Source organism: Lacticaseibacillus pantheris DSM 15945 = JCM 12539 = NBRC 106106 (assembly GCF_001311175.1).
Classification (GTDB): Bacteria; Bacillota; Bacilli; order Lactobacillales; family Lactobacillaceae; genus Lacticaseibacillus; species Lacticaseibacillus pantheris.
In genome coordinates this window covers 1-20,842 of record NZ_BBAI01000021.1, presented here as the reverse complement: position 1 = coordinate 20,842, position 20,842 = coordinate 1, and the positions used below count along the sequence as shown (strand labels likewise).

The following is a 20,842-nucleotide window of genomic DNA, read 5'->3' as shown; positions in this document are numbered from 1 at the left end:
GTATTGGTCCGTGGACTGGTCAACCAGACGAATGCAATCACTTTGATTAGCACTGGCGTAAATCGGTAATTTAGACAGGTACATACGTGGGAAAATAATACTCGGTGTTTGGCAGGATGCATTGAAGCTTGAATCATGCAGCATTTTAAACTGAGCAGTGCGCCTGGGTTAGTTGCGAGCAATCTTAGTTAGTGGGACTGAAAGATGTTGGCGCGGTTGGCGGGCGAATCTGCGCGCCAGCCTTTAATAATCTTCCGTTGTGTTTTCTTCGGATAATATATATTATGTAAACTAGAATTAAACGATTATTACCAATCCGCAGCAAGCCCCCCCCACTAGCCCAGTTTGTGCGTGAGGAACTGCTGGTACCGGCAAATCGCGTATGGCTACCGTATATGACTACAATGTGCCCAGAAACCCTGGCAACACCGCGGTAAAAACTTGGCTGTTAATGCCCACATACCGGGTCTGCGCTGCACGTCGTGTCGTTGTCAATCCGGCTTCACGGAGTAGCTTTAAGTGGTACGACAAGGTTGACTTGCTGATGCCCAGTTGCTCACCAATTGATGTGGAATCCATCTCGTGACCCACACCGTGGAGCAAACGAACAATTGCTAACCGGCTTTCGTCTGCCAACGCTTTGAATATTTTGACCCGTAGCTCATCGTTGCTAATTGTTTGTTTAATGTTCATAGCGCATCCTCGTGGAGTTTTTCTGCGATTACCATCGCTATTGGGCTGACGCAATAAAGGCCAAGTAATAACTGACGGCAGCGATTGTTTGTGCTGAGGTCACTTCGCCGTCACGTACGGCCGTCACGAGGTCCGTAAACGGCACCAGGTTTGTAGTGACGAATTCGTCTTGGTCAAAGTGGCGTTCTGTCCGCTGATTAGGATCAATTGTAGCCATCACGGCAGTAATACGTTCATTGGTAAAGCTTCAGACGCCATCATGCTTGTGAACGGTCGTAAATCTGATGCAATATACCCCGTCTCTTCGGCTAGTTCCCGTTTGGCTGCGGTCACCGGATCCTCGCCTGGATCAATCAGGCCCGCTGGCAGCGCAATCGCCTCACCATTGAGGCCCACCCGGTATTCCTGGTTAACGAGTACTTGCTGTCGGTCGGCCGTCATGGCCAGCATGACTACTGCTTCACCATGTTCCACTAGGTCACGATGGACGGTGAGGCCATCGGGAGTTTTAATTGTTTGTTGCAAAACTTTGAAAATGGGTCCGTTATAGACGCTTTGGCTACTCAATACCTGACCAGTTGTTTGAGGACGTTTCAGCATAGTGTGTATCCCTTCTAATTCGAAAATTTTGAAAGCATAAAAATAGACGCTCACTCAGCGTCTACATTATACAATATAATAATTGCAGAATTAAATGGTGCAATTAAATCGCCTTTGGTTGCGGCACTACGCTTTGGTAAAGTCCTTCATCCATGCAATTGCGATGGCCTTTTCGCCTAAATGGGTGCCGATTACTGGCCCAAAATAAGAGGTTTCAAAGGGTACTTCGGGGAACTTTTCCGTGAGGTCTGCTTGCCACTTGGCGGCGGCATCGGGATCGTTGGCGTGAATCACCAGACCGCGGACCGGATAGTCGATTTGGTCCAGCTCTTCCTGGAATAAGGTTTCCGCACGCGCGTACGCCTTCTTTAACGACCGAATCTTTTCAATCGCCACAATTTTGTGCGATTCATCGTCGAACGTTAATAATGGCTTGATTTTTAGCATGCCGCCGATAAAACCGGCCGCGTTGGATAACCGCCCACCACGGACCAGATTTTGTAAGTCGTTAACGATGAAGTATTCGCCCATCGATGCACGCAAGTCGTCCAAGCGTTCAATAATTGCGGGCACGTCAGCACCCGCTTCGACCATGTGCGCTGCCTCAAGTACCAACCAACCCATGAGTTTAACGGTAATTTGGGAGTCGTATACGGTGACCTCTAGTCCGTCAATCTCGGGTGCAATTGTACGTAGAGTTTGCTGAAAACCGGAAATGGTGTTGGCCAAGTGAATGCTAATAACCTTTTCGTAGCTTCATTCCTTAGGTTTTCGTAAAGGTGAATCATCTCACCTACCGGCGGCTGGCTGGTACTGGGAAACGTTTTGGCGGAACGTAACTTGGTGTAGTATTCTGCTGGGGTAATGTCCTTCCCCTCGTCGTATACCTGTCCGTCCAGGATTACGGGAATGGGTACGACGGTGATATTGTTGGCCCGTACTTCTTCATCGGAAAGATAAGCAGTACTATCGGTCACAATTGCAATTTTCATAACGTGGACCAGCTCCTTCAAAATTATACCCAAGTACTATAACACAGAACCAATGTTAAGGCTATTTTCCACCCGCGGGCGATTGACAACCGTGGTGCACAATCACCAACAGCATTTTTCTGAAAACCCTGCCGGCATTCGTGTCCGTATTTCCCATCAATACGAACATATTTTTGCACCATGGTGAAACTACTAGTACAATGAAATGAGCTAATTAAGGAGGTCACACCATGTCCTTTGACGGATTATTTACCCACGCGATGGTGCGCGAACTGCAGGGCGAACTACAATCTGGTCGGGTGATGAAAATCTCACAACCCTACCCTTACGAATTGATGCTCAGTATTCGTGCTAACCGTAAAACGCAAACCCTGTTGCTCTCAGCCAATCCTGAATTGCGCGGGTACAGATTACTACCATCCCCTTTGCCAACCCCAAAGTGCCCACGCCATTCACAATGGCAATGCGCAAGTACCTCGCTGCCGCAACGCTTACCGACATTCAGCAGGTCGCGCCGACCGGATTATTTACTTTGACTTTGCCACACGTGATGAACTCGGTGACTCCGTCTCCCTACGACTGGTGGTTGAATTAATGGGTCGCCACAGTAACGTCATTCTGGTTGACCAACGGACCCACAAAATTTTGGAGCTTATTCGCCACGTGCATCCGGATGAAAACCGGTTCCGGATTCTGCTCCCGGGAGCGGAGTACGTTGATCCTCCTTATCAAGATAAACTGGATCCGTTCACGGCGCAACCAGCAGACTACACCCCGTTGGTGGAACAGGCAGGTTCGGATACTGGCGCACTGGCTAAAGCCATCCAGTCCCGGTTCCAAGGCTTTGGGCGTGACGCGGCCGTCGAAATGGCGACCCGATTACAACACGGCCTCCCACAAGCTGCTTGGGACGGTCTGATTGATGCCTTTAACCACCCAGAGCCAGTGCTGATTGACGCTCAGAAGCCACAGTTTGCTGCCACACCGCTGCGAACGGTTGACGGCGACGCCCACGCGTACCCCACGCTATCGGCCCTCCTAGACGCCTTTTACGCCCAACGCGCTGAACGAGCCCGCGTGCAGGAAGTCGGGAGCAAGCTCATTCGCGTATTACGAACCAATACCGAGCGGCTAACCAAGAAGCTCAAGAAATTGCAGCACACGTTAGATGAAAGTGACCGGGCGGACGAGTTGCGTATCCGTGGTGAGGTTTTAACCACGTATTTGCGCGACGTTCCCCGTGGCGCAAACTCGGTCGAGTTACCTAACTTTTACGACGACATGCGCCCCATCAAAATCGCGTTGGCCCCGGAATTAGGGCCTAACCAGAACGCGCAAAAGTACTTCACACGGTATCAAAAGCTACGCAAAGCCGTGAGCCACGTGCACGAGCAGATGGCTGAGGCGCAGGCCGAGCTTGAGTACCTGCAGGGTGTCCAGGCCATGGTGGAGATTGCTGCCCCGCAAGACCTGGTGGATATTCAGACTGAACTCACCAATGCCGGCTACATTCGGCTCCAGCGCAAAGCTAAGAAGCAACGGCAGCCCAAAGTGGCTCCACCTGAAAGATTCTGGGCCAGTGATGGCACCGCCATCCTGGTGGGTAAGAATAACCTGCAAAACGAGCAGCTAACCCTGCATAGCGCGGCCAAGGACGATGTTTGGCTGCACGCGAAGGACATCCCCGGCTCTCACGTCATCGTCAAGTCTAACGACCCGAGTGCACGCACGCTCACCGAGGCCGCGTCCTTAGCCGCCTACTTTTCTAAGGCGCGGCAATCGGCCAACGTACCGGTGGATTACATCCCCGTCAAACGGATTCGCAAGCCAAATGGCAGCAAGCCCGGTTTTGTCATCTACACGGGCCAACGGACACTGAGTGTGACCCCAACCACCGAGCTGGTGGATAAACTGCGGCAACAACCGACCATGTAAAGTCTAGCTAGTACACAAATACCCGCCCAATGTCCTTATGGAGATTGAGCGGGTATTTGTGTGTAAATAATATTACCAACTAACTGGTGGTAGTGGTTCGAGCGAGAACGCCCGGGCTTCATAGACCCGTAACATGGCGTCCGCACAGACGCTGTTGATGATTGGAATTGTCCGGGCAGTCGCTTGTGCCCTAACAGCTGCGCTGGGCGAATCGGTGATAACGAGCCGAACGTTGGCTCGCGTGATGCGGGTCCCGTCAGGCTGAATCTGGAAACCTTGCGCCCGCAACCGCCCGGCCAACGCGCTGGCTTTGTCGTCGGCGAGGTCGAGCAAAATGGGCCCGTGGTCCGGTAACGGTTGGTGTGCCGCAGCAAACGCCTTGATCAATGCTTTGCCCAGCGCGGTATCGCTGCCCATGACCACACCCGTTTGCACCATTTCGGGCCTGTCGGTATCCGGTGCGGGCAAGCCCTGGCGGTAAACCGGCAACAGTACGTGCACCCCGTCAGCCTGGGCCAGTTGTCCGGACGCGATACCCAAGTCAGCCAGCTTGTTGCCCAGGTACACGTGCGCCGCCAATGAACCAAAGTCAACGGTAGTCGTCTTGGCTAGGAACGGTACGGTGGCGTTAACCGTGGGTGCAACGCGGCGCACGATGATTTGGTGACCGTTCACCACGAACTCCGTGTGCACAAAGCCAATCAGGCCGTACATCTTGGCCAGGTTGACCGTAATGGCCGTGACGCGTCGTGTGAGTGCGGCCACCCCTTTGCGTGGCGGCGTGACTGCTAGCACCGTGCCGGCAACGTCCGCGTTGTGTTCCAAACTGTTAATCACGCCGAGGACGGCCACGGTTTCGCCGTCGCTCAACGCGTCCACGGCCAGGTGCGTGTTACCAGGTGCGATGCTAGCCGTGAAGTCAAGGCTAACTTCCCAGTCGCTGTCCGACTCACCCGCGACGGCCGCACCAGCTTTGGATTGGTCAAAGGTGGTAACGGAGTCGGCGTTGCTACCCAGTACGTTCATGCCCGCGGCACGGAGCCGCCCTGCCAGCGCGGCTCCGTCGTTACCACTAGCCTGGCAGATAACGCCAATGGGGTCCTCGTGGTGGATGATCGTCAGGATTTCCTCGGTGCTGCCGGTGGCTAGGTACCGCCGGACGCCCGCTACGTTTTGCTTAACCGTGCTGTTGGTAATCATGACTGGCGCGTAGCCAGCCTGCGTAATGGCGTCTGCCAAAGCAGCGGTGACAGCACCCTGCGCCTCATTAAGCCATAGGTGTGTGCTGGTCGGTGTAACGATGACAACTCGCGGCTTGGTACCTACCCGCGGTTCACTTTCGTCACCAAAGCTACTGTAGTATGACCGGGAGGCGTTGATGATTTGGCCGCCGCCATCAATGGCCTTAAACGTCGGCTGAATGGCGAGTTCGGCGCGTAACGCGGCTACTTGGTCAGTGGTCATGTCCCAGCGGTTAGCAATTGCCGCGTCGGTAATGCCGTACCGCTTCGCCTCCCGTAGCAAGTCTAGGTCGCCGGGGTGACTCGTGAGCTGCTGGTGCAACTGCGACAAGTGTTGCACGATGGCCAGCAACCCCACGTTAATACGGGATAATTCCACTAGTTCGTCGAGGGTGTACCCCCGGTCAAAGGCGGACCAGATAGTGGGTAACCGCAACGCGTTGGCCCGAATAATGTGCTGGGTCAGCTCCCCGTCATCCCAATTGGTAATGGTGGCGGGTACGACGTCCGCCGTCAGCTTTGCGCCGAGCTGGATGCGTAATCCCTCCAGGATGGCGCTCTCAGCGTTCGCTCCCGCTCCCAAGATTGCGCCGCTCGCTACTAGTTGTGGCCCGAGCGTCGCGCCGTTGAGGTGGTCCTCACCAAACTGGGGGAACCGGGTCATGATGGCGTCCTGGGTGGGCTCGATAACGGCTGGCACACCCGCCCCAATTTCGATTTCATCCACGTTGCGACCCAGCGCAATTTGTGTGGACACCTCGGTAATGGGATAGGCCGTCGCGGTCTGGGTGAGTTCCGTCGCCCACGTGGTCCCCACCCGGACTTTGAGTAGGTACCAGTCGGCCGACGTGTCGTCGAGGGCAAAGGAGAACGTGGCGGTACCACGAATGTCCAACGCGTCGAGCACACGGAAAGCCGCGGCGCGTAACACGTTGCGTTCGTGGTCCGTAATGGTTTGGGCCGGCGACAATACAATGGTGTTCGCCGGGTTGACCCCCACCGGATCAAAGTTTTCGGTGGTTCCGATCAGTAGCTTGGTATTGTTGTTGTCCCGAACGAGGACGCACTCCACCGCTTTCAGACCGTTAATGGCCCGCTCAATCCGTAACCGGCCCCAGTGGTCGGTATTACTGATCAACTGGCGCAGTTCGTCCGCATTGTTGGCGATCCCCCGGTTAGCCCCCCGACGCATTAATACGGGGTAGCCGATTTTATCCGCAACGTCAGTGGCCTGGTTATCCGACTTAATGTACGTTGATTCAGGGTTTGGTAAATGCTGTTCCCCCAAAAAGTGGCGGAAAGCCTCGCCGTCTTCCAGCGTGTTCAGGATACTGTCGTTAGTATCGAGTACGGGGATGTGAAGCTGACGAAGCAGGCCACTCTGCTGGACCTGGCGCAGAATATGCACGGCACTTTGGCCGCCAATGGTCCCGAGGATGGCGTCCGGACGTTCACGGCGAATTACCTGGCTGATAAAGTCAACGGTTAACGGTGCGACGAAGATACGACCGGCGATGTGGTTGTCCCGCGGGGCGTTAGGATCGCTGGTGACCAGCGTTACGTCCTTGCCGGCTGCGGTTAGTACCTGACACGCGGTGGCAACAGCCGCCGGAAATGAAGTGGGCTGGGCTGAACCGACTGGGCCGGTCCCAATAACCAGAATACTCTGGACCGTTTTACTCATACCGCGTCGCCTCCTTCCCCGCTTTGTCCTTCTCGGCGTCAATTAACTCCATGAACTCAGTCAGAACGTGGTCAGCATCGTTACTGCCCGGTGCCCCCTCCGGCTGAAACTGCACCCCGTATGCCGGAAAGCGGCGGTGGCGTAGGCTTCAACCGTTTGATCGAGAATGTTGAGGTGCGTAATCAACAGTTCTTCGTTATGTTCGAGGCTGGCCGGATCGACGGTGAAACTGTGATCGTGCGAAGTAATGTCAATCCGCCCGGTGGCGACTTCCCGGACGGCAAAGTTGAGTCCGTGGTGTTCGTGCGCCAAACGCTTGGTGGTGGCGCCGTTGGCCATGGCGAATAGCTCGTACCCTAGTCCGATGCTAAGTAACGGTAGGTGTTCCTGGATACCACTAATCATCGGTAGCGCACCCTGGCTATCCTCGGGGTCTCCGGGGCCGTCACTGAGCACCACACCATCGGGATCCAGGTTCAGGATCCGTTCGGCCGTGGTGGTTGCAGGGACAATGGTCAGGTTGCAATCGCGCACCGCAAACTCACGTAGCAGGCTGTGCTTCAAGCCAAAGTCGACCACCACGATGTTCCGACCGGTCCCTGGTGATGGGTACGGGCGTTCAGTCGATACCTGCTGAACTTGATTGTGGGGCAGTACCAGCGCCCGTAGTTGGTCAAAGGCGTGTTCGTCGGCCGCGTCCACGATGCTGGCTTTCTGCGGCCCGGTTGCATCAATATGTCGCCGCAGTGCCCGGACGTCAATTTGGGTGATGCCGGGAATCCCGAGCTGGTCGAGAAAGTCCGCGAGCGACATTTTACCACCCTGGTGAGCCGTTACGTGTGCCAGTTCGTTGACCACCACTCCGCGAATGGAGGGATCAATGCTTTCGTAATTATCCCGGTTTACGCCCACGAGCCCGACGGTTGGCACCGTGAAGGCGATAATACACCCGGTGTTCACTTTGTCCGTAATGGTCTCCTGGTAGCCAGTCATTCCCGTTTGGATGACTAATTCGCCTGAAGACACGATGGACGCACCAAAGCCGGTGCCGGCAAATGCGGTACCGTCTTCGAGTATGAGATAGCGTTGCATGGGGTTCACCCCTTTGAAAGTTTATTCTTCGTTAGCGGCCTTAGCCGGTAGCACAAAGTTTAGCAGGATACCCAGCACCGTGGCAACCGCCAATCCGGAGAACGTGTACCCGCCGAATTGGAGACTGGCCCCACCAATCCCGATAACCAGGATGGTGGACGCAATCATGAGGTTGCGCTTGCGGTTAAAGTCAACGCGGTTGTCAATCAACACGCGCAGACCGTTGCTGGCGATGACCCCGAACAGCAGGAAGCTAATCCCGCCAATTACTGGCCCGGGGATGGATTCAATCAGGGCCGATAGCTTGCCGATGAAGGCGAAGACGATGGCGAAGAAGCCGGCACCACCCAAGACCCAGACGCTTTGTACCTTGGTCATGGCGATAACACCGATGTTTTCACCGTAAGAAGTCACGGCTGGCCCGCCGACCAAACCGGCAATGATTGAAGCCGTCCCGTCCCCCGCTAACGTGTGGTTGAGGCCGGGATCCTTAAAGAAGTTCTGGTTGGTCAGCTTGTTGAGCACCATGATGTGGCCCATGTGTTCGGTCATGGTGACAAAGGCGATGGGCGCCATCGATAGAATTGCTCCCCAGTAAAATTGCGGGTGGTACGTTAGGAACGGGACTTGGAAGTGTGGCAAGCTGAACCAACCAGCTTTAGCCACGGTACTGAAATCCACGAGGCCAAAGAAGATGGCGACGATATACCCGCTCACGATGCCCAGCAAAATCGGGAGTAAGCTGATAAAACGTTTGAGGAACATGTTGTAGATGATGGTGAGTGCCAAAGTAATCATGCAACCGCAAAGTAGCGAATGTCGTACACACTCGCCCCGCTCGCCGTGGTGCGCATGGTGGCGTCGGTGGCAGCCGTGGTGGCCAGCGACAGGCCAATCACCATCACGATGGGGCCGACCACAACTGGCGGTAACGCGCGGTCAATCCAGGCGCTACCGGCAAAGTTGACGATTAACGCCACCACTAAGTATACTACGCCGACGGCCACAACACCCTGGGCAATTGCCGGGTATCCGGCACCCTTCATCAGGGACTCCATCATGGTGATGAAACTGAACGAGCTCCCCATGTACGCTGGAATTTTGCCCCGGGTAATGAGGATGTACATCAGGTGCCCACCCCACTACTGAACAACGCGATGGACGGGTCAAGCCCGACCATCAACGGAACGAGCACCGTGGAGCCGAACATGGCGAATAAGTGCTGAATGGATAAGCCCACCCACTGGCCGAAGCCGGGGCGGTCGTGAATGCCAAGTACAATGCCGTCGTTAGGGTTTTGCTTACTCATGGTGGGCCTCCTTGCCGCTACTAATGGTGATGTTGTCCTGACCGTCAATTTCACTCACGCTGACTTTGATTTGCTCATCCTGTGCTGTGGGGATGTTTTTCCCCACAAAGTCGGGCCGGATGGGTAGCTCACGGTGTCCGCGGTCGACCAGAACGGCCAAGGAGATCATGCGTGGTCGGCCGTATGTCATGAGTGCGTCTAACGCCGCGCGAATTGTCCGGCCGGTGTAGAGTACGTCGTCAACTAAAATCACGTGCTGGTCGTTGAGGTGCGCGGGTAACTCACTCGTGTCCACGTTCGTTTGGCTACCGGCGGGTTCGCGATCATCGCGGTAGTTGCTAATGTCCAGCGATCCGACTGGTACCGTGACGCCCTCCAATTGCTCCATGCGGGTGGCGAGACGTTGGGCGAGGTACACGCCCCGCGTTTGGATACCCACAAATACCAGGTCGCGTAACCCCTTGTTACGCTCAATAATTTCGTATGTAATGCGGGTTAGTGCCCGCTGCATGGTGACAGCGTCTACGACTTCTTTGGTCATAACCGATTTCCTCCTTGGTGTAACCGGGGACGGCTGCCCGCCCCTACGGCCACAAAAAAAACGCCCCCGTCCAGAGAATGGACGGAAGGCGTTACGCAATCATCAAGTTGCCTCCGCGGAGGCGCGATTCCTTCCAAGCCTCTCTGGACTTAGTTAAAGGCAATATTTAATTGTACTCAGTCTAATGTAGGTGGTCACCATTGTCAACGTTAATCGAAATTACTCCGCGGTACCCCCCAGCTGGTCTAGGCTGGGGGGTTACGAACGCGCGGGCGGGGGTTGGGGTTGCGGCTTACGTGCTGCGCCGTGATTGCTACGGTAGTATCTGGCGGCGGTGTCGGTCGAACCGGTGAGCTGCGGCTTTCGTGGGGTACTCCATGGTCACCAATGCTAATGAAGCTCTCGGACTGGCTGCGACATTCCTGCGAGAAGCAGGCAGTAAGCGCTAAAGCGCAAACTGACTGCGTTCCCTTGCAGTGGTGACCATTCCGACCCCACACGCCTCCGCTCACCGGTTCGACCGACGCCGCCTACCACTACTGTTGCAGCTACGTCTCAAAGTTCACCCGTAGGTCCCCGATAGCTCGTACGTTACGACCTCGGACTACCTGATCCCAGAAGTAGTGAATGGTAAATATCTCACTATTCTCGTAAGTTTGGATACCAGTATTGTCAGTATCCGTTCTGGGAACTTAATTTTGGACTGTGGGTGGTCTTGAAACGTAACGGTGAGTAAACTCTGTTTGTTGTAATGTCACTGGGATTGATGTGGATCAAATCCATTCGTAACACTGTTTGCTCATGTGGTTCTGGCTGGTGGGAGTGCTGTAGGGTACGGAGACGACTGGACCCGGAACGGTGACCGCTGTTAGGGGCTTGCCGCTGTAGGAACGCAGTGACGTACAGCGCGACGAACTTAGAGACTGGCTGCCCGCATCTGGCAGACAGGCTCTAAGTAGCACCGGAAACCGCGGTCTTTGCGGTTGGAGGTTTCGCCCTAGCAGCGGTCACCGTGGAGCGGTCCACAAAGTCGCAGTACCCTACAGCACTCCCACCGGCCAGAACCGCCACTAAAGTCCATATTTAACGAAAAACGGGACATTAAAACGGGACATTATTGTCTGAAACGCTCAATTGAAGTCCCCGCGGCGTAATCGTACCAACATCGCTTCAAAGTAGTCCGGCAAGGGTGCCGCGAATTCCAGGCGTACCCGTGACTGGGTGGGTAAAGCCCAACGTAGCTGCATGGAGGTACTGGCCATTCCCCGGTAACGTATGCTTGGGACCGTATAGCGGATCGCCCGCAACCGGGTGTTTGATGTAGGCCATGTGGACACGAATTTGGTGGGTTCGGCCGGTTTCCAGGCGGCACCGCACTAGCGTGTACGTGCCAAAACGCTCAACGACGGCAAAGTGGGTCACCGCGTGCCGGCCCCCCGCAACCACAGCGTGTTTCTTGCGGTCCTTGGGGTCACGGCCCAACGGCGCGTCAATCGTCCCCGTGTCCTCCTTAATGTTGCCGTGGACAATCGCTAGGTACTCACGCGTGGTGGTTTTGTCCTTTAGTTGTGCGGCCAGCCCTTGGTGGGCCAGCGCCGTTTTGGCCACCATCAGCAGGCCGGAAGTGTCCTTGTCAATGCGGTGGACGATACCCGGCCGCAGCACGCCGTTGATGGGCGAAAGCGTCGTGTGGTACATCAAACCGTTAACGAGCGTACCGTCGGGGTGACCGGGTGCGGGATGCACCACCATCCCCTGGGGTTTGTTCACCACAAGCACATCGTCGTCTTCGTACACGATGTCCAACGGAATATCCTGGGGCCGGGCGCTCAACACGGTTGGCTCGGGTGCGGCAATCAGTAGCTGATCGTCCTCCGCGACTTTGTAGCTGGCCTTTACGGTTTTCCCATTCACTGTCACCAGGCCGAGGTGGAGCCACTTGTCGGCCTGCGACCGCGTGACGTCAGCAAAATGGTCCGTGATGACGCGATCAATTCGGCCGCGCTCAGTGGTGACCGTCATGGTTAAATCCATTGCTTAACCCCTCCCCCGTTGCTCACGTCCGTCAATCAGCACAACGTAAACCACTACTAGAATGACGCCGACAGTGAGGCACATGTCCGCGACGTTGAAGATGGGAAAGTTAACGAAATCTAGTTGAAACATGTCGGTCACAAAGTGTTGGTGCACCCGATCAATGAAGTTGCCCAGTGCACCGGCGGTAATCAAAGTGAGCCCCGTACGGTACAGCGGTTTGTGGCTGCTATCACGCCACAACCACACCACCACTGCCAGGGCGATGACCGTCACGATGTAGAAGAACCATTGCTGGCCTTCAAACATGCTCCAGGCTGCCCCGGTGTTTTTGATGTGGGTGATACTGATCACCCCGGGGATGAGCGCTGCGTAGCCACCAATAGCGACGTGCGCCACTACCCATGCTTTAACGAGTTGGTCAACGGCAATCATGGCGATGGCAATTATTGCGTAAATAATCAATCTAACTTCCCCCTTGAATACATAAAAAAGTCCCGGCCGTGAACCCACCACTGGGTGAACCCGACCGGGATACTTTGGCTGTTAATGATTGTAGCATACTTCCGTATTGACCCGCAGTTACGACTCCAGCTTTGTCGAGCTAGAACAGGCCGGTAATGTGCCCCTGCGCGTCAATATCAATGTCGTTTGCCGCTGGGTGCTTCGGCAAGCCTGGCATTGTGAGCACCGTGCCGGTCATAACGACCAGGAAGCCCGCCCAATCTTGGGGATGATATCGCTCACGTGGATGGTAAAGTCGGTGGGTGCCCCCAGTAATTTCGGGTCGTCCGAAAATGAGTATTGAGTCTTGGCGATACAAATTGGCAGGCGGTCCCACCCGTTGGCTTTGATTGTCTTGAGTGCTAGTTGTGCCTTCCGTGCGTACTCCACGTCCCGGCCGCCGTAGATACCCTGGACGACGGTCTGAATCTTGTCTTCCACCGGCATCTCCTGGGGGTACAGTGGTTTGAATGGCTCGGTGGCACTGAGCGCTTCGGTAACCGCCTCAGCTAGTTCCACCCCACCGGCGCACCATCGGCCCAGACGGTCGCCGGGACGGCCTTGACCCCCTGGTCGGCGCACAGTCCTGCACCAACTGGGTTTCGGCGGGATCGTCAGTGGCAAAGGCGTTGATGGCGACCACGACCGGCAAACCGTAGCGCTGCAGGTTGTGAATGTGCCGCTCCAGGTTGGCAAAGCCGGTGCGGATGGCATCCAGGTTGCTCGTCTGCAGGTCCTTGAGCGCCACCCCACCGTTATACTTGAGTGCCCGCAGTGTGGCGACCACGACCGCCGCATCCGGCGTCTTGCCCAGTACGGGAGCCTTGATGTCCAGAAACTTCTCCGCACCCAGGTCGGCACCAAAACCAGCTTCGGTAATGGCGATGTCCCCCAGCGCGAGTGCGGTACGGGTCGCAACGACGGAGTTACAACCGTGCGCGATATTGGCAAAGGGGCCCCCGTGAATCAGGACCGGTGTGTGCTCGAGCGTTTGTACGAGGTTGGGCTTAATGGCGTCTTTCAGCAACATCGTGATGGCCCCCGTGACGCCCAGCATCTCGACGGTCACGGGCTCGCGGCCGTATGTGTAAGCTATGACAATCCGCGCAATCCGTTCCTTGAGGTCACCAAGGTCTTCGGCCAGACACAGCACCGCCATGAGTTCGCTGGCAACCGTAATGTCGAAACCATCTTCACGTGGCACACCGGACGTTGGGCCACCCAGCCCAACCGTGACGTGGCGCAGTGCCCGGTCGTTAATGTCGAGGACACGCTTCCACTGGATGCGCCGCGGATCGATATGTAGTGCGTTGCCCTGCTGTAGGTGGTTGTCAATGAGCGCGGCCAGCGTGTTCACTGCGCTGGTGAGCGCGTGCATGTCGCCGGTAAAGTGCAGGTTGATATCCGCCATGGGTACAACTTGTGCGTACCCCCCGCCAGTAGCGCCACCCTTCATTCCCATGACGGGGCCTAACGAAGGTTCGCGTAGCGCCAGCACTGCCTTTTGACCTTTGCGGTGCATTGCGTCGGCGAGACCCACGGCGACGGTCGACTTCCCTTCGCCCGCTGGTGTAGGGTTAATGGCTGTCACCAGTACTAGTTTACCCTGCGGACGTTGCCGGAGTCGTTCCAACGCTGAGGTGGTAATTTTGGCTTTGTAGGGACCGTACTGTTCAATATCGGTTGGGTCCAAACCGATATCGCCCGCAACGGCGGTAATGGTTTGGATTTTGTTGGCTTCGTTTTCCTGAGCAATTTCAATATCTTCCACTAGAAAAAATCCTCCACTCTGTGAGTTGACTGCGTTCCAACTTGATGGTTTATTTATTATGGTTGAGCCATTGTTGCAATTGTGTTGCCACGGTGCTAGCTCGGCGCCACGTAGAAATGGTGAGTTCGCCGTACCGTTGCGTGATGAGCGTAAGCGTGTGCGTCCCGCGGGTCTGGATGGTCACCTCCTCCGGTTTAAGTGTAATCGAGTTGCCAGGCATCATGCGCCCCAGTTTGAAGCTCGTGGGGGTGACCACGATGCGGTAGCGCAGTAGTTGAACAACGGCAAAAGCAAAGGTGATGAGGCCAATCGTGACCGTGATGGGTGACACCCCTAATAGTTCTAGTTGTACCACGGTGGTCAGGCCAAAACCAGAGACAATGAGGCCCCAAAAGATAATGCAGTCGACGGGTGCCGGCTGGTATGCAAGTTGATGTTTCAAAGAATCACTTTCCATCCTGAAGGAGTTTTGAATGCTTAAATTGTACACAGACGCAGCCACAAAAGGCAACCCGGGCCCCAGTGGTGCCGGTATTTTAATTGTCGGTCATGGTGAGCCCGTTGAACAAAGCGTGGCCCTGCCCGTAATGTCCAACCACCAGGCGGAGTTTCGGGCTGCTGCACTGGGGCTTGAGGCTGTTATTAATCAGGCTGGCAGGACGAGCAGGTCACTCTCATCACCGACAGCCAAATCGTGGTTGATGCTCTCGACAAGCAGTACGCCAAGCACTTTGCTGCGGAGGTGACTGCCATTGTGCAGTTAGCCGACCAAATTAAGCTTGTTATTCCGACCTGGCGCAACGATCACAGCAACCGGCGGGCTCATGAACTCGCTCAAGTCGGTCTACACGCGGCGGAGAAGCGTCTTGCTAATTGATTGATTGGACTCTAACGATAAAGGGCCGGACCGCTATGGTCCGGCCCTTTGCCGTAGAAATTAAATGTTCTTAAAATCGTTTTGGTGCGTACGCAGGTACTTAAGGGCAGCGGTAACTAATTGGTCAACGCGATCCTCAAGGGCCGTCCCCTCCAAATCCGTTGCGTCGCGTAAAAAGCCGGTGGCGATTGCCCGGACGTCTTCGCGGACCATCCCACCATCGTGGAATAGTTCGTCCAACCCGCTGAGTCCGTTCTTGGTTGCGTTCAGGACGGCATTTAGTACGGCCTCGCCACCTTCTAGACCCTGGACGTGACGTTCTGCTGACGCGATTAACGTGACGTCCATGTCAATGATGACTGCTTGTTCCATCTGTTTTGTCTTTTTGCTCATGTTTATACTCACCCGTTCGATAACAGTATATGCAATCTCGGGGCACTTGGCTAGCGAACTTTTTTTTAACTACCGCATCGTGGACCCTTTTTTTTCCAACGCTAACCATGATGAACGGCTCTGCGGAGCGAGGGTGAAATAGTGTGGGTCCGCGCTTAATCTCGTTGTCACCACAATATCGGCGTCCTGTTCATTATTAACAATTTGCACGCTGGGCACGCTACGGGCAATTTCAATCATGGCGGAATACACCTGTTGCTCCTGTTCGGGATCGAGGGCAATGCCCACCGTGGGGACACCGAGGTTAATGACGCTCGTGAGTAGCGGAATATACCGAATTATCATGGTGTTGGCTAATGAGCGGAAGTGCCCCATTGACGGCGGTAGGGTCGCGAAAAGCTGTTTCAGCATCCGCTCCAGCGAGTCGGACGTCGGGCGTTTTCCCCCGAGAGCAATGGGGTCAAAGGTTGGGATATTATGGCCAATCAGGTCAATTGCTACGGTGACGGCCAACATGTTGCCCACCAGGACCTTGTTGCGATGCGAACTACTGTAGCCCACTAAGGTGCGTGCCTGCTGGGTAATTCCGGTAACCAAATGCCAGCAGGCCGAACGACATTTATTGTGGTACTGAACGAAGCGTTGCAGATCGGTATCAGCCTCACTATGGAAGTTGCCCACCAACAGCGTTTCTAGATGAATGAGGGCCGTGTCATGCGGGTTGCGGACCACAAACCCCGGACGCGCTCCCACCACCCCACTATAACCAGTGAGCTGGACGACCTTGTGTAGTGGCTGAAATGCGGGCATGGTGTGCTCTTGTTGATTGCGCAACATTGCGATGGCGACCATGTTTTGTGTGCGCAAAAAGGGGCAGTTTTTAACCACTAACCGTGCGTCTTGTAACTGCTTGGTCACCATCTGCGCCTGTTTCTCCGCGTATGGGAACAACGTGGCCCCATCCTGACCCATTTGCCAGATTAACTGGCTGAGTGTCAGGCGTACAACCGGTTCGTAGCCCTCAATCCCGATGGGCGAGTACGTTAGGTTGACGTTAAAATGGGCCAGGAAGTTTCTCAGCGGACGCAACCGGCGGACGGCTGTGCCCGCACTCAAACCGTGAGCCGCCGCGATATCTTCCAGTGACCGCTGAGGCTGAGTCAACACGGACCGGATAAAGTCCCCCACTAACGATTGGCGCATTAGGTAAACGGCATAACGTGCGGCGGGAATATCGTGCTCGGGCGGTTCACTACACGCTCCAACAGTTTGGGTGGCTGCTCATTGGGGCGGATAAATTTATGCAAATCCGTCGTAATGGCTTGCCAATTACGGTAAATGGTGGTGACACTCACCCCTTGCTGTTCAGCAAACCGCGAGCATGTACGTTCGTTCGGCGGCAAGTCCATGACCATCTGGTAAAAATTAAGCTTGGTCAGTTCTTTTTGGTTTAGAAACAGTTCGTATGCTGGCATGTTAGTTATCCTCATAATGGTTATGCCACTAGCGCTAACTATCTTTAATTCGATTATACGAAGCCCGTAGCCCCGCACCAAACAAAACCACCCAAAATTCCGATATTTGACCATTTTAATTGCAAAAGATGCAAAAAAAATCTTTTCACCTTATTACTGCCATTAATATATTTGTGTCAAGTCACCGTGGGCAAACGTTATTGATGACTCTTCAACGCAATTTTACTCCACGCAAAAATTGGCTCCCCACCCGAAAGTGAAGAACCAATTTTTTTTGTGTGGCTTTACCAGATAACCACCCGGCGCGCTGGGTCGAGGTACATACCGTCTCCGGGCTGAACGTCGAAGGTAGCATACCATTCATCGAAGTTTTGCGGTTGAACGTTGGCACGCAAGTAATTTGGTGCGTGCACGTCGCTTGCTAGCAACAGCTGTGCATATTCCGGACGGTCTTTTTGTCGCCAAATCCGTCCCCAGTTGGTGAAGAAGGCCCGCAAGTCGACATCTTCGTCCTGTTGAGCGGTTGCCAAAGCCGCGGCCATACCACCCAAATCGGCGATGTTTTCGCTAACGATGAGCTTACCGTTCACCTTACCACCGGCAAAGTCACGGCCGTTAAATTCGTCAATCATGGCCTGTGTAAGCCGTTTGAATTCCTTGTAGTCTGAATCCTGCCACCAGTTCTTCAGGTTACCAAACTCATCAAACTGAGCCCCGTTGTTGTCGAACCCGTGTGTAATTTCGTGGGCAATAACGGCCCCAATCCCACCGAAGTTTTCGGAATCGGTTTGCTTGAGACTGTAAAATGGTGCCTGCAAAATTGCGGCTGGGAACGTAATGTCGTTACGCGAAGGGTCGTAGCAAGCATTCACTAGGTGGCCGGGCATTCCCCACTCAGTCCGGTCAACCGGCTGGTCCAACTGCGCGATGGAATAGGCGGTTGAAGCCCGGTTAATATTGAGCATGTTTTCCAGAAGGCTGGCATCGGGGTCGACCTGATAGTGGTCGTAGCGGGCGTTAACCTTGTCAGGATAGCCATTTTCAGCACCATCGTGTTCAACTTAACGATGGCTTTGTCCTTAGTGGGCTGGGACATCCACGGGTTATCGGCAATCCGTTGCTTGTACGTTGCAATCATGCGCTGAACAAGCTGAATTACGTCACCCTTTGCTTCTTCACCGAAATATTTGCGTCCGTAGTAGATACCGACCGGTTCGCTGAACGCGCTGTTGGCAATCCGGTAGGCCGATTTATCCTGATTGGGCAGTGCCGGAAGCCCCGTCAGCTTGCGCCGGTAAGTACCAGCAAGTTGGCGTAACTCTTCACTAAGGTAGGTTGAATCGCCAATTAGCTCGTTCACGTAAGCCCACGCCCGAAAGTCCGCGAAGGTATCATTGTTATAGATGGTCGCAAAGGCGTCCAGGAAACCAGGATCCGTTACGATAATTTGGTCAGGGTCGCTCGGCAACAGTTCCTGCAGGTATTGATCCCAGGCGAACGGCCGCATTTTTGCCGTGACGTCCGCGCGACTAGTTGGATTGTACATTGCGGGGTAATCCGCTTTGTCCTCGTTGCTCTTAACGTGTGCGGCGATAGTGGCGTCAAAACGCAGGGCCGCCTCGACCATTTCTGCCTGCGCAGCGGCATCAAGGTCCGTGAACCGCAACAGACCGGTTGCCATTTCTCGGTACGCAGCCAACAACTGTTCCTTTGCCGGATTGTCATCGGCATAGTATGTGGTATCCGGCAAAATGGTCGGTAATGCGTAGAGGTAGACCACGTTGTTCGCGGTGTCCTTCATGTCGGGTTCAACGGCAATGTTAAATGGTAATGGGAATCCGTTACGGTCCCATTCAGCTGCCTGTCCGTTCAGGTCATCAACAGACGTTAACGCCGCAATGCGGGCCAGACGTGGTGTCAATGGCGTAATGCCCTCTTTGTCGCGGCGGGTGTAATCGCCAGCCACGCGGTAGAGGTCGACCGCCCGCTGAACGTACTGGTTAGGTGCTTTCTCCTGACCATCACGAAATGCGGCAAAGTCGGCCATGAGCTTCTTCTCCACACCATCAGCGAGGTCGGTAAAACCTCCAGTGGCCGGTTTATCATCCGGAATGACCGCGGACTGCTCCCATTCACCGTTCACCGTCATGTATAAATCATCTTTGTAAGTGGTCTTCAAAGCCATGTTGTTTCCTCCTGACACGTCGTAAAATTAAATTAGCATTAGATAGCGATTAGCTTCATTCTACTATTTGTCCACTCAGAAGCAAGCCCCCAGCAGTAATATCGCAACTTAATGTCGTGGGCGGCGTCCCCAGTACTGATAAAGGTCCACCCGCATGGCCCCGTTATAGAGCTTACGGCGCTTGGTGGCCTTGTGACCGTAGTAACGTTCAAAGTTGGCGTCGCCGGACAGAATGTATTTGCTCCAGCTCGTTAACGGTCCGTAAACGGCACCCATTTCCTCAGCAATCTTTTGTGCTGCATCGGCGTCCTGAAGACGTTTCCCGTACGGTGGGTTGGCAATAATGACGCCATCTTCCAGGTCGGTACGGAAATCCTTAACGGCAACCTGCTTGAACTGAATATCGTGCAGTACCCCGGCATTTTGAGCGTTGACACGCGCAATATCAATCATTTCCTGGTTAATATCGCCTCCGACCATGGTCAACGTGGGGTTAGTAATGGCCGCCATCGCCCGTTCGCGTTCTTGGTCGAGCAGCTGAGAATCCATGAAGCTAAAACCACTAAAAGCAAAGTCGCGGGTGCGCCCTGGTGCCATGTTCCGCGCAATCATCGCGGCTTCGATGGCGATCGTACCCGAACCAGTAGTGGGATCGTAAAATGGCATGTCGGCGTGCCAGTTGGTCAACAGGACTAGCGCTGCCGCGAAGTTTTCTTTGAGTGGCGCTGGACCTTTGGCAACACGGTAGCCACGCTTAAACAGGCTACTACCGGTGGTGTCGATAGTGATGGTCGCAATGTCCTTGAGAATTGATACTTCCAGTTGGTACTTGTTGCCCGTTTCGGCAACCGGCTGTGTCGATGGTAAGTCGTAGCCATGCTCTCCACCACCGCTTTTTTTTGGTAATTGCCTGGACGTCGGGCTCAGAATGCAACTTGCTCCGGACGGCCCGGCCTGCAACTGGGAATGCGGCGTCGAGCGGCAGGTAGTCTGCCCACGGGATACTCTTCACGCCTTCGAAAAGACCATCAAAAGTTAATGCTTTAAACTGCTTGAGAATAATTTTGATGCGGTCGGCCGAGCGTAACCAGACGTTGGTGCGGACAATGTCTGTCTCGTCCCCCTCAAAGTAGACGCGACCGTTTTCGGTTTGCGTTTTGTAACCCATTTGTTGCAGTTCTTTCGCAGTGACGGCTTCAAGACCGGCCGCCATCGTGGCCATTAATTTAAATTGCATATCGTTCTCCTCGTTATTCGTGCTGAATACTATTTTAGCAGTGATTGGGGCCGGTGGATAGGTACGCTGGCCCTAGGTGGCGGATCTGATAAGTGGTGGAACTGGTAGTGGCTGGTCGTACCGGCGCGGTGGTTCCGGTTGAGTGGCTGGGCCCCGCGACCGGCTACGTGCCTCACGCTCACGCCCGTGCCGGGCTACCGCGAATTGCCGTAGCCCGAGAAAACCACTCGGTCTAGCCAATTTGATTCTGTAAGTCGTAAGTGACATTAGGTGCTAAAG

The 20,842-nt window shown here is 54.7% G+C and carries 10 protein-coding genes and 9 pseudogenes; 3 read left to right on the top strand and 16 right to left on the bottom strand.

Annotation, left to right across the window (positions count from 1 at the left end; genetic code table 11):
- Positions 1 to 399: 399 nt before the first annotated feature.
- The 3 genes and pseudogenes from JCM12539_RS07770 to JCM12539_RS07760 form a co-directional block, all read right to left on the bottom strand.
- Positions 400 to 693 carry an ArsR/SmtB family transcription factor gene (locus tag JCM12539_RS07770; protein WP_054650498.1) on the bottom strand — a complete coding sequence of 98 codons (294 nt, stop codon included), beginning with the start codon at positions 691 to 693 and terminating at the stop codon, positions 400 to 402.
- A gap of 37 nt (positions 694 to 730) precedes the next feature.
- Positions 731 to 1,293 (bottom strand): annotated as a pseudogene (locus JCM12539_RS07765) (NUDIX hydrolase).
- A gap of 126 nt (positions 1,294 to 1,419) precedes the next feature.
- Positions 1,420 to 2,285 (bottom strand): annotated as a pseudogene (locus JCM12539_RS07760) (DegV family protein).
- Positions 2,286 to 2,515: 230 nt separating this feature from the next.
- Here JCM12539_RS07760 and JCM12539_RS07755 point away from each other — a divergent pair.
- Positions 2,516 to 4,220: pseudogene (locus JCM12539_RS07755) on the top strand (NFACT RNA binding domain-containing protein).
- A 72-nt stretch (positions 4,221 to 4,292) separates the two neighbouring features.
- On the opposite strand, the gene JCM12539_RS07750 reads toward JCM12539_RS07755, so the two are convergent.
- The 8 genes and pseudogenes from JCM12539_RS07750 to JCM12539_RS07715 form a co-directional block, all read right to left on the bottom strand.
- Positions 4,293 to 7,145, bottom strand: coding sequence for an ATP-binding protein (locus JCM12539_RS07750; protein WP_054650496.1), 2,853 nt, complete (start codon positions 7,143 to 7,145; stop codon positions 4,293 to 4,295).
- Positions 7,138 to 8,237: pseudogene (locus JCM12539_RS07745) on the bottom strand (carbamoyl phosphate synthase small subunit). The gene JCM12539_RS07750 and the pseudogene JCM12539_RS07745 overlap by 8 nt, the downstream one beginning before the upstream one ends.
- Positions 8,238 to 8,258: 21 nt before the next feature.
- A pseudogene (locus JCM12539_RS07740) lies at positions 8,259 to 9,447 on the bottom strand (solute carrier family 23 protein).
- 91 nt (positions 9,448 to 9,538) lie between these two features.
- On the bottom strand, positions 9,539 to 10,087 hold the full coding sequence (pyrR, locus tag JCM12539_RS07735) for a bifunctional pyr operon transcriptional regulator/uracil phosphoribosyltransferase PyrR (protein ID WP_054650494.1): 549 nt from the start codon (positions 10,085 to 10,087) through the stop codon (positions 9,539 to 9,541).
- A gap of 1,130 nt (positions 10,088 to 11,217) precedes the next feature.
- Positions 11,218 to 12,121: pseudogene (locus tag JCM12539_RS07730) on the bottom strand (RluA family pseudouridine synthase).
- 3 nt (positions 12,122 to 12,124) lie between these two features.
- Positions 12,125 to 12,586 (bottom strand): signal peptidase II, encoded by a 462-nt coding sequence (gene lspA / locus JCM12539_RS07725; protein ID WP_054650492.1) that lies wholly within the window; start codon positions 12,584 to 12,586, stop codon positions 12,125 to 12,127.
- Between the two features lie 139 nt (positions 12,587 to 12,725).
- Positions 12,726 to 14,396, bottom strand: a pseudogene (locus JCM12539_RS07720) (formate--tetrahydrofolate ligase).
- Between the two features lie 49 nt (positions 14,397 to 14,445).
- Positions 14,446 to 14,838 carry an EbsA family protein gene (locus JCM12539_RS07715; RefSeq protein WP_054650490.1) on the bottom strand — a complete coding sequence of 131 codons (393 nt, stop codon included), beginning with the start codon at positions 14,836 to 14,838 and terminating at the stop codon, positions 14,446 to 14,448.
- 31 nt (positions 14,839 to 14,869) lie between these two features.
- Here JCM12539_RS07715 and JCM12539_RS07710 point away from each other — a divergent pair, with 31 nt between their 5' ends.
- Both JCM12539_RS07710 and JCM12539_RS14120 read left to right on the top strand, forming a co-directional pair.
- Positions 14,870 to 15,142 carry an RNase H family protein gene (locus JCM12539_RS07710; protein WP_225350300.1) on the top strand — a complete coding sequence of 91 codons (273 nt, stop codon included), beginning with the start codon at positions 14,870 to 14,872 and terminating at the stop codon, positions 15,140 to 15,142.
- Entirely contained in the window at positions 15,091 to 15,273 is a 183-nt protein-coding gene (locus JCM12539_RS14120) for a ribonuclease H family protein (protein WP_225350305.1), read from the top strand. Before JCM12539_RS07710 ends, JCM12539_RS14120 begins: the two co-directional genes overlap by 52 nt.
- Positions 15,274 to 15,333: 60 nt before the next feature.
- Here the strand turns inward: JCM12539_RS14120 and JCM12539_RS07705 are convergent, their stop codons facing one another.
- From JCM12539_RS07705 to JCM12539_RS07685, 5 genes and pseudogenes are all read right to left on the bottom strand, one after another.
- Positions 15,334 to 15,666 (bottom strand): hypothetical protein, encoded by a 333-nt coding sequence (locus tag JCM12539_RS07705; RefSeq protein WP_054650488.1) that lies wholly within the window; start codon positions 15,664 to 15,666, stop codon positions 15,334 to 15,336.
- 69 nt (positions 15,667 to 15,735) lie between these two features.
- A complete protein-coding gene (locus JCM12539_RS07700) occupies positions 15,736 to 16,833 on the bottom strand; it encodes a hypothetical protein (RefSeq protein WP_054650486.1) in 1,098 nt (365 codons plus the stop codon).
- Positions 16,834 to 16,868: 35 nt separating this feature from the next.
- Positions 16,869 to 17,141, bottom strand: a complete 273-nt coding sequence (locus JCM12539_RS07695; protein ID WP_054650484.1) for a hypothetical protein — start codon at positions 17,139 to 17,141, stop codon at positions 16,869 to 16,871.
- Positions 17,142 to 17,425: 284 nt separating this feature from the next.
- Positions 17,426 to 19,326: pseudogene (locus JCM12539_RS07690) on the bottom strand (M13 family metallopeptidase).
- 108 nt (positions 19,327 to 19,434) lie between these two features.
- Positions 19,435 to 20,563, bottom strand: a pseudogene (locus tag JCM12539_RS07685) (THUMP domain-containing class I SAM-dependent RNA methyltransferase).
- Positions 20,564 to 20,842 lie beyond the last annotated feature (279 nt).

What these genes read in the sequence shown, in the direction of transcription:
- JCM12539_RS07770 (WP_054650498.1), bottom strand. Translation starts at nt 693, where the DNA reads ATGAACATTAAACAAACAATTAGCAACGATGAGCTACGGGTCAAAATA.
- JCM12539_RS07750 (WP_054650496.1), bottom strand. Translation starts at nt 7,145, where the DNA reads ATGAGTAAAACGGTCCAGAGTATTCTGGTTATTGGGACCGGCCCAGTC.
- pyrR (WP_054650494.1), bottom strand. Translation starts at nt 10,087, where the DNA reads ATGACCAAAGAAGTCGTAGACGCTGTCACCATGCAGCGGGCACTAACC.
- JCM12539_RS07710 (WP_225350300.1), top strand. Translation starts at nt 14,870, where the DNA reads ATGCTTAAATTGTACACAGACGCAGCCACAAAAGGCAACCCGGGCCCC.
- JCM12539_RS07705 (WP_054650488.1), bottom strand. Translation starts at nt 15,666, where the DNA reads ATGAGCAAAAAGACAAAACAGATGGAACAAGCAGTCATCATTGACATG.
- JCM12539_RS07695 (WP_054650484.1), bottom strand. Translation starts at nt 17,141, where the DNA reads ATGCCAGCATACGAACTGTTTCTAAACCAAAAAGAACTGACCAAGCTT.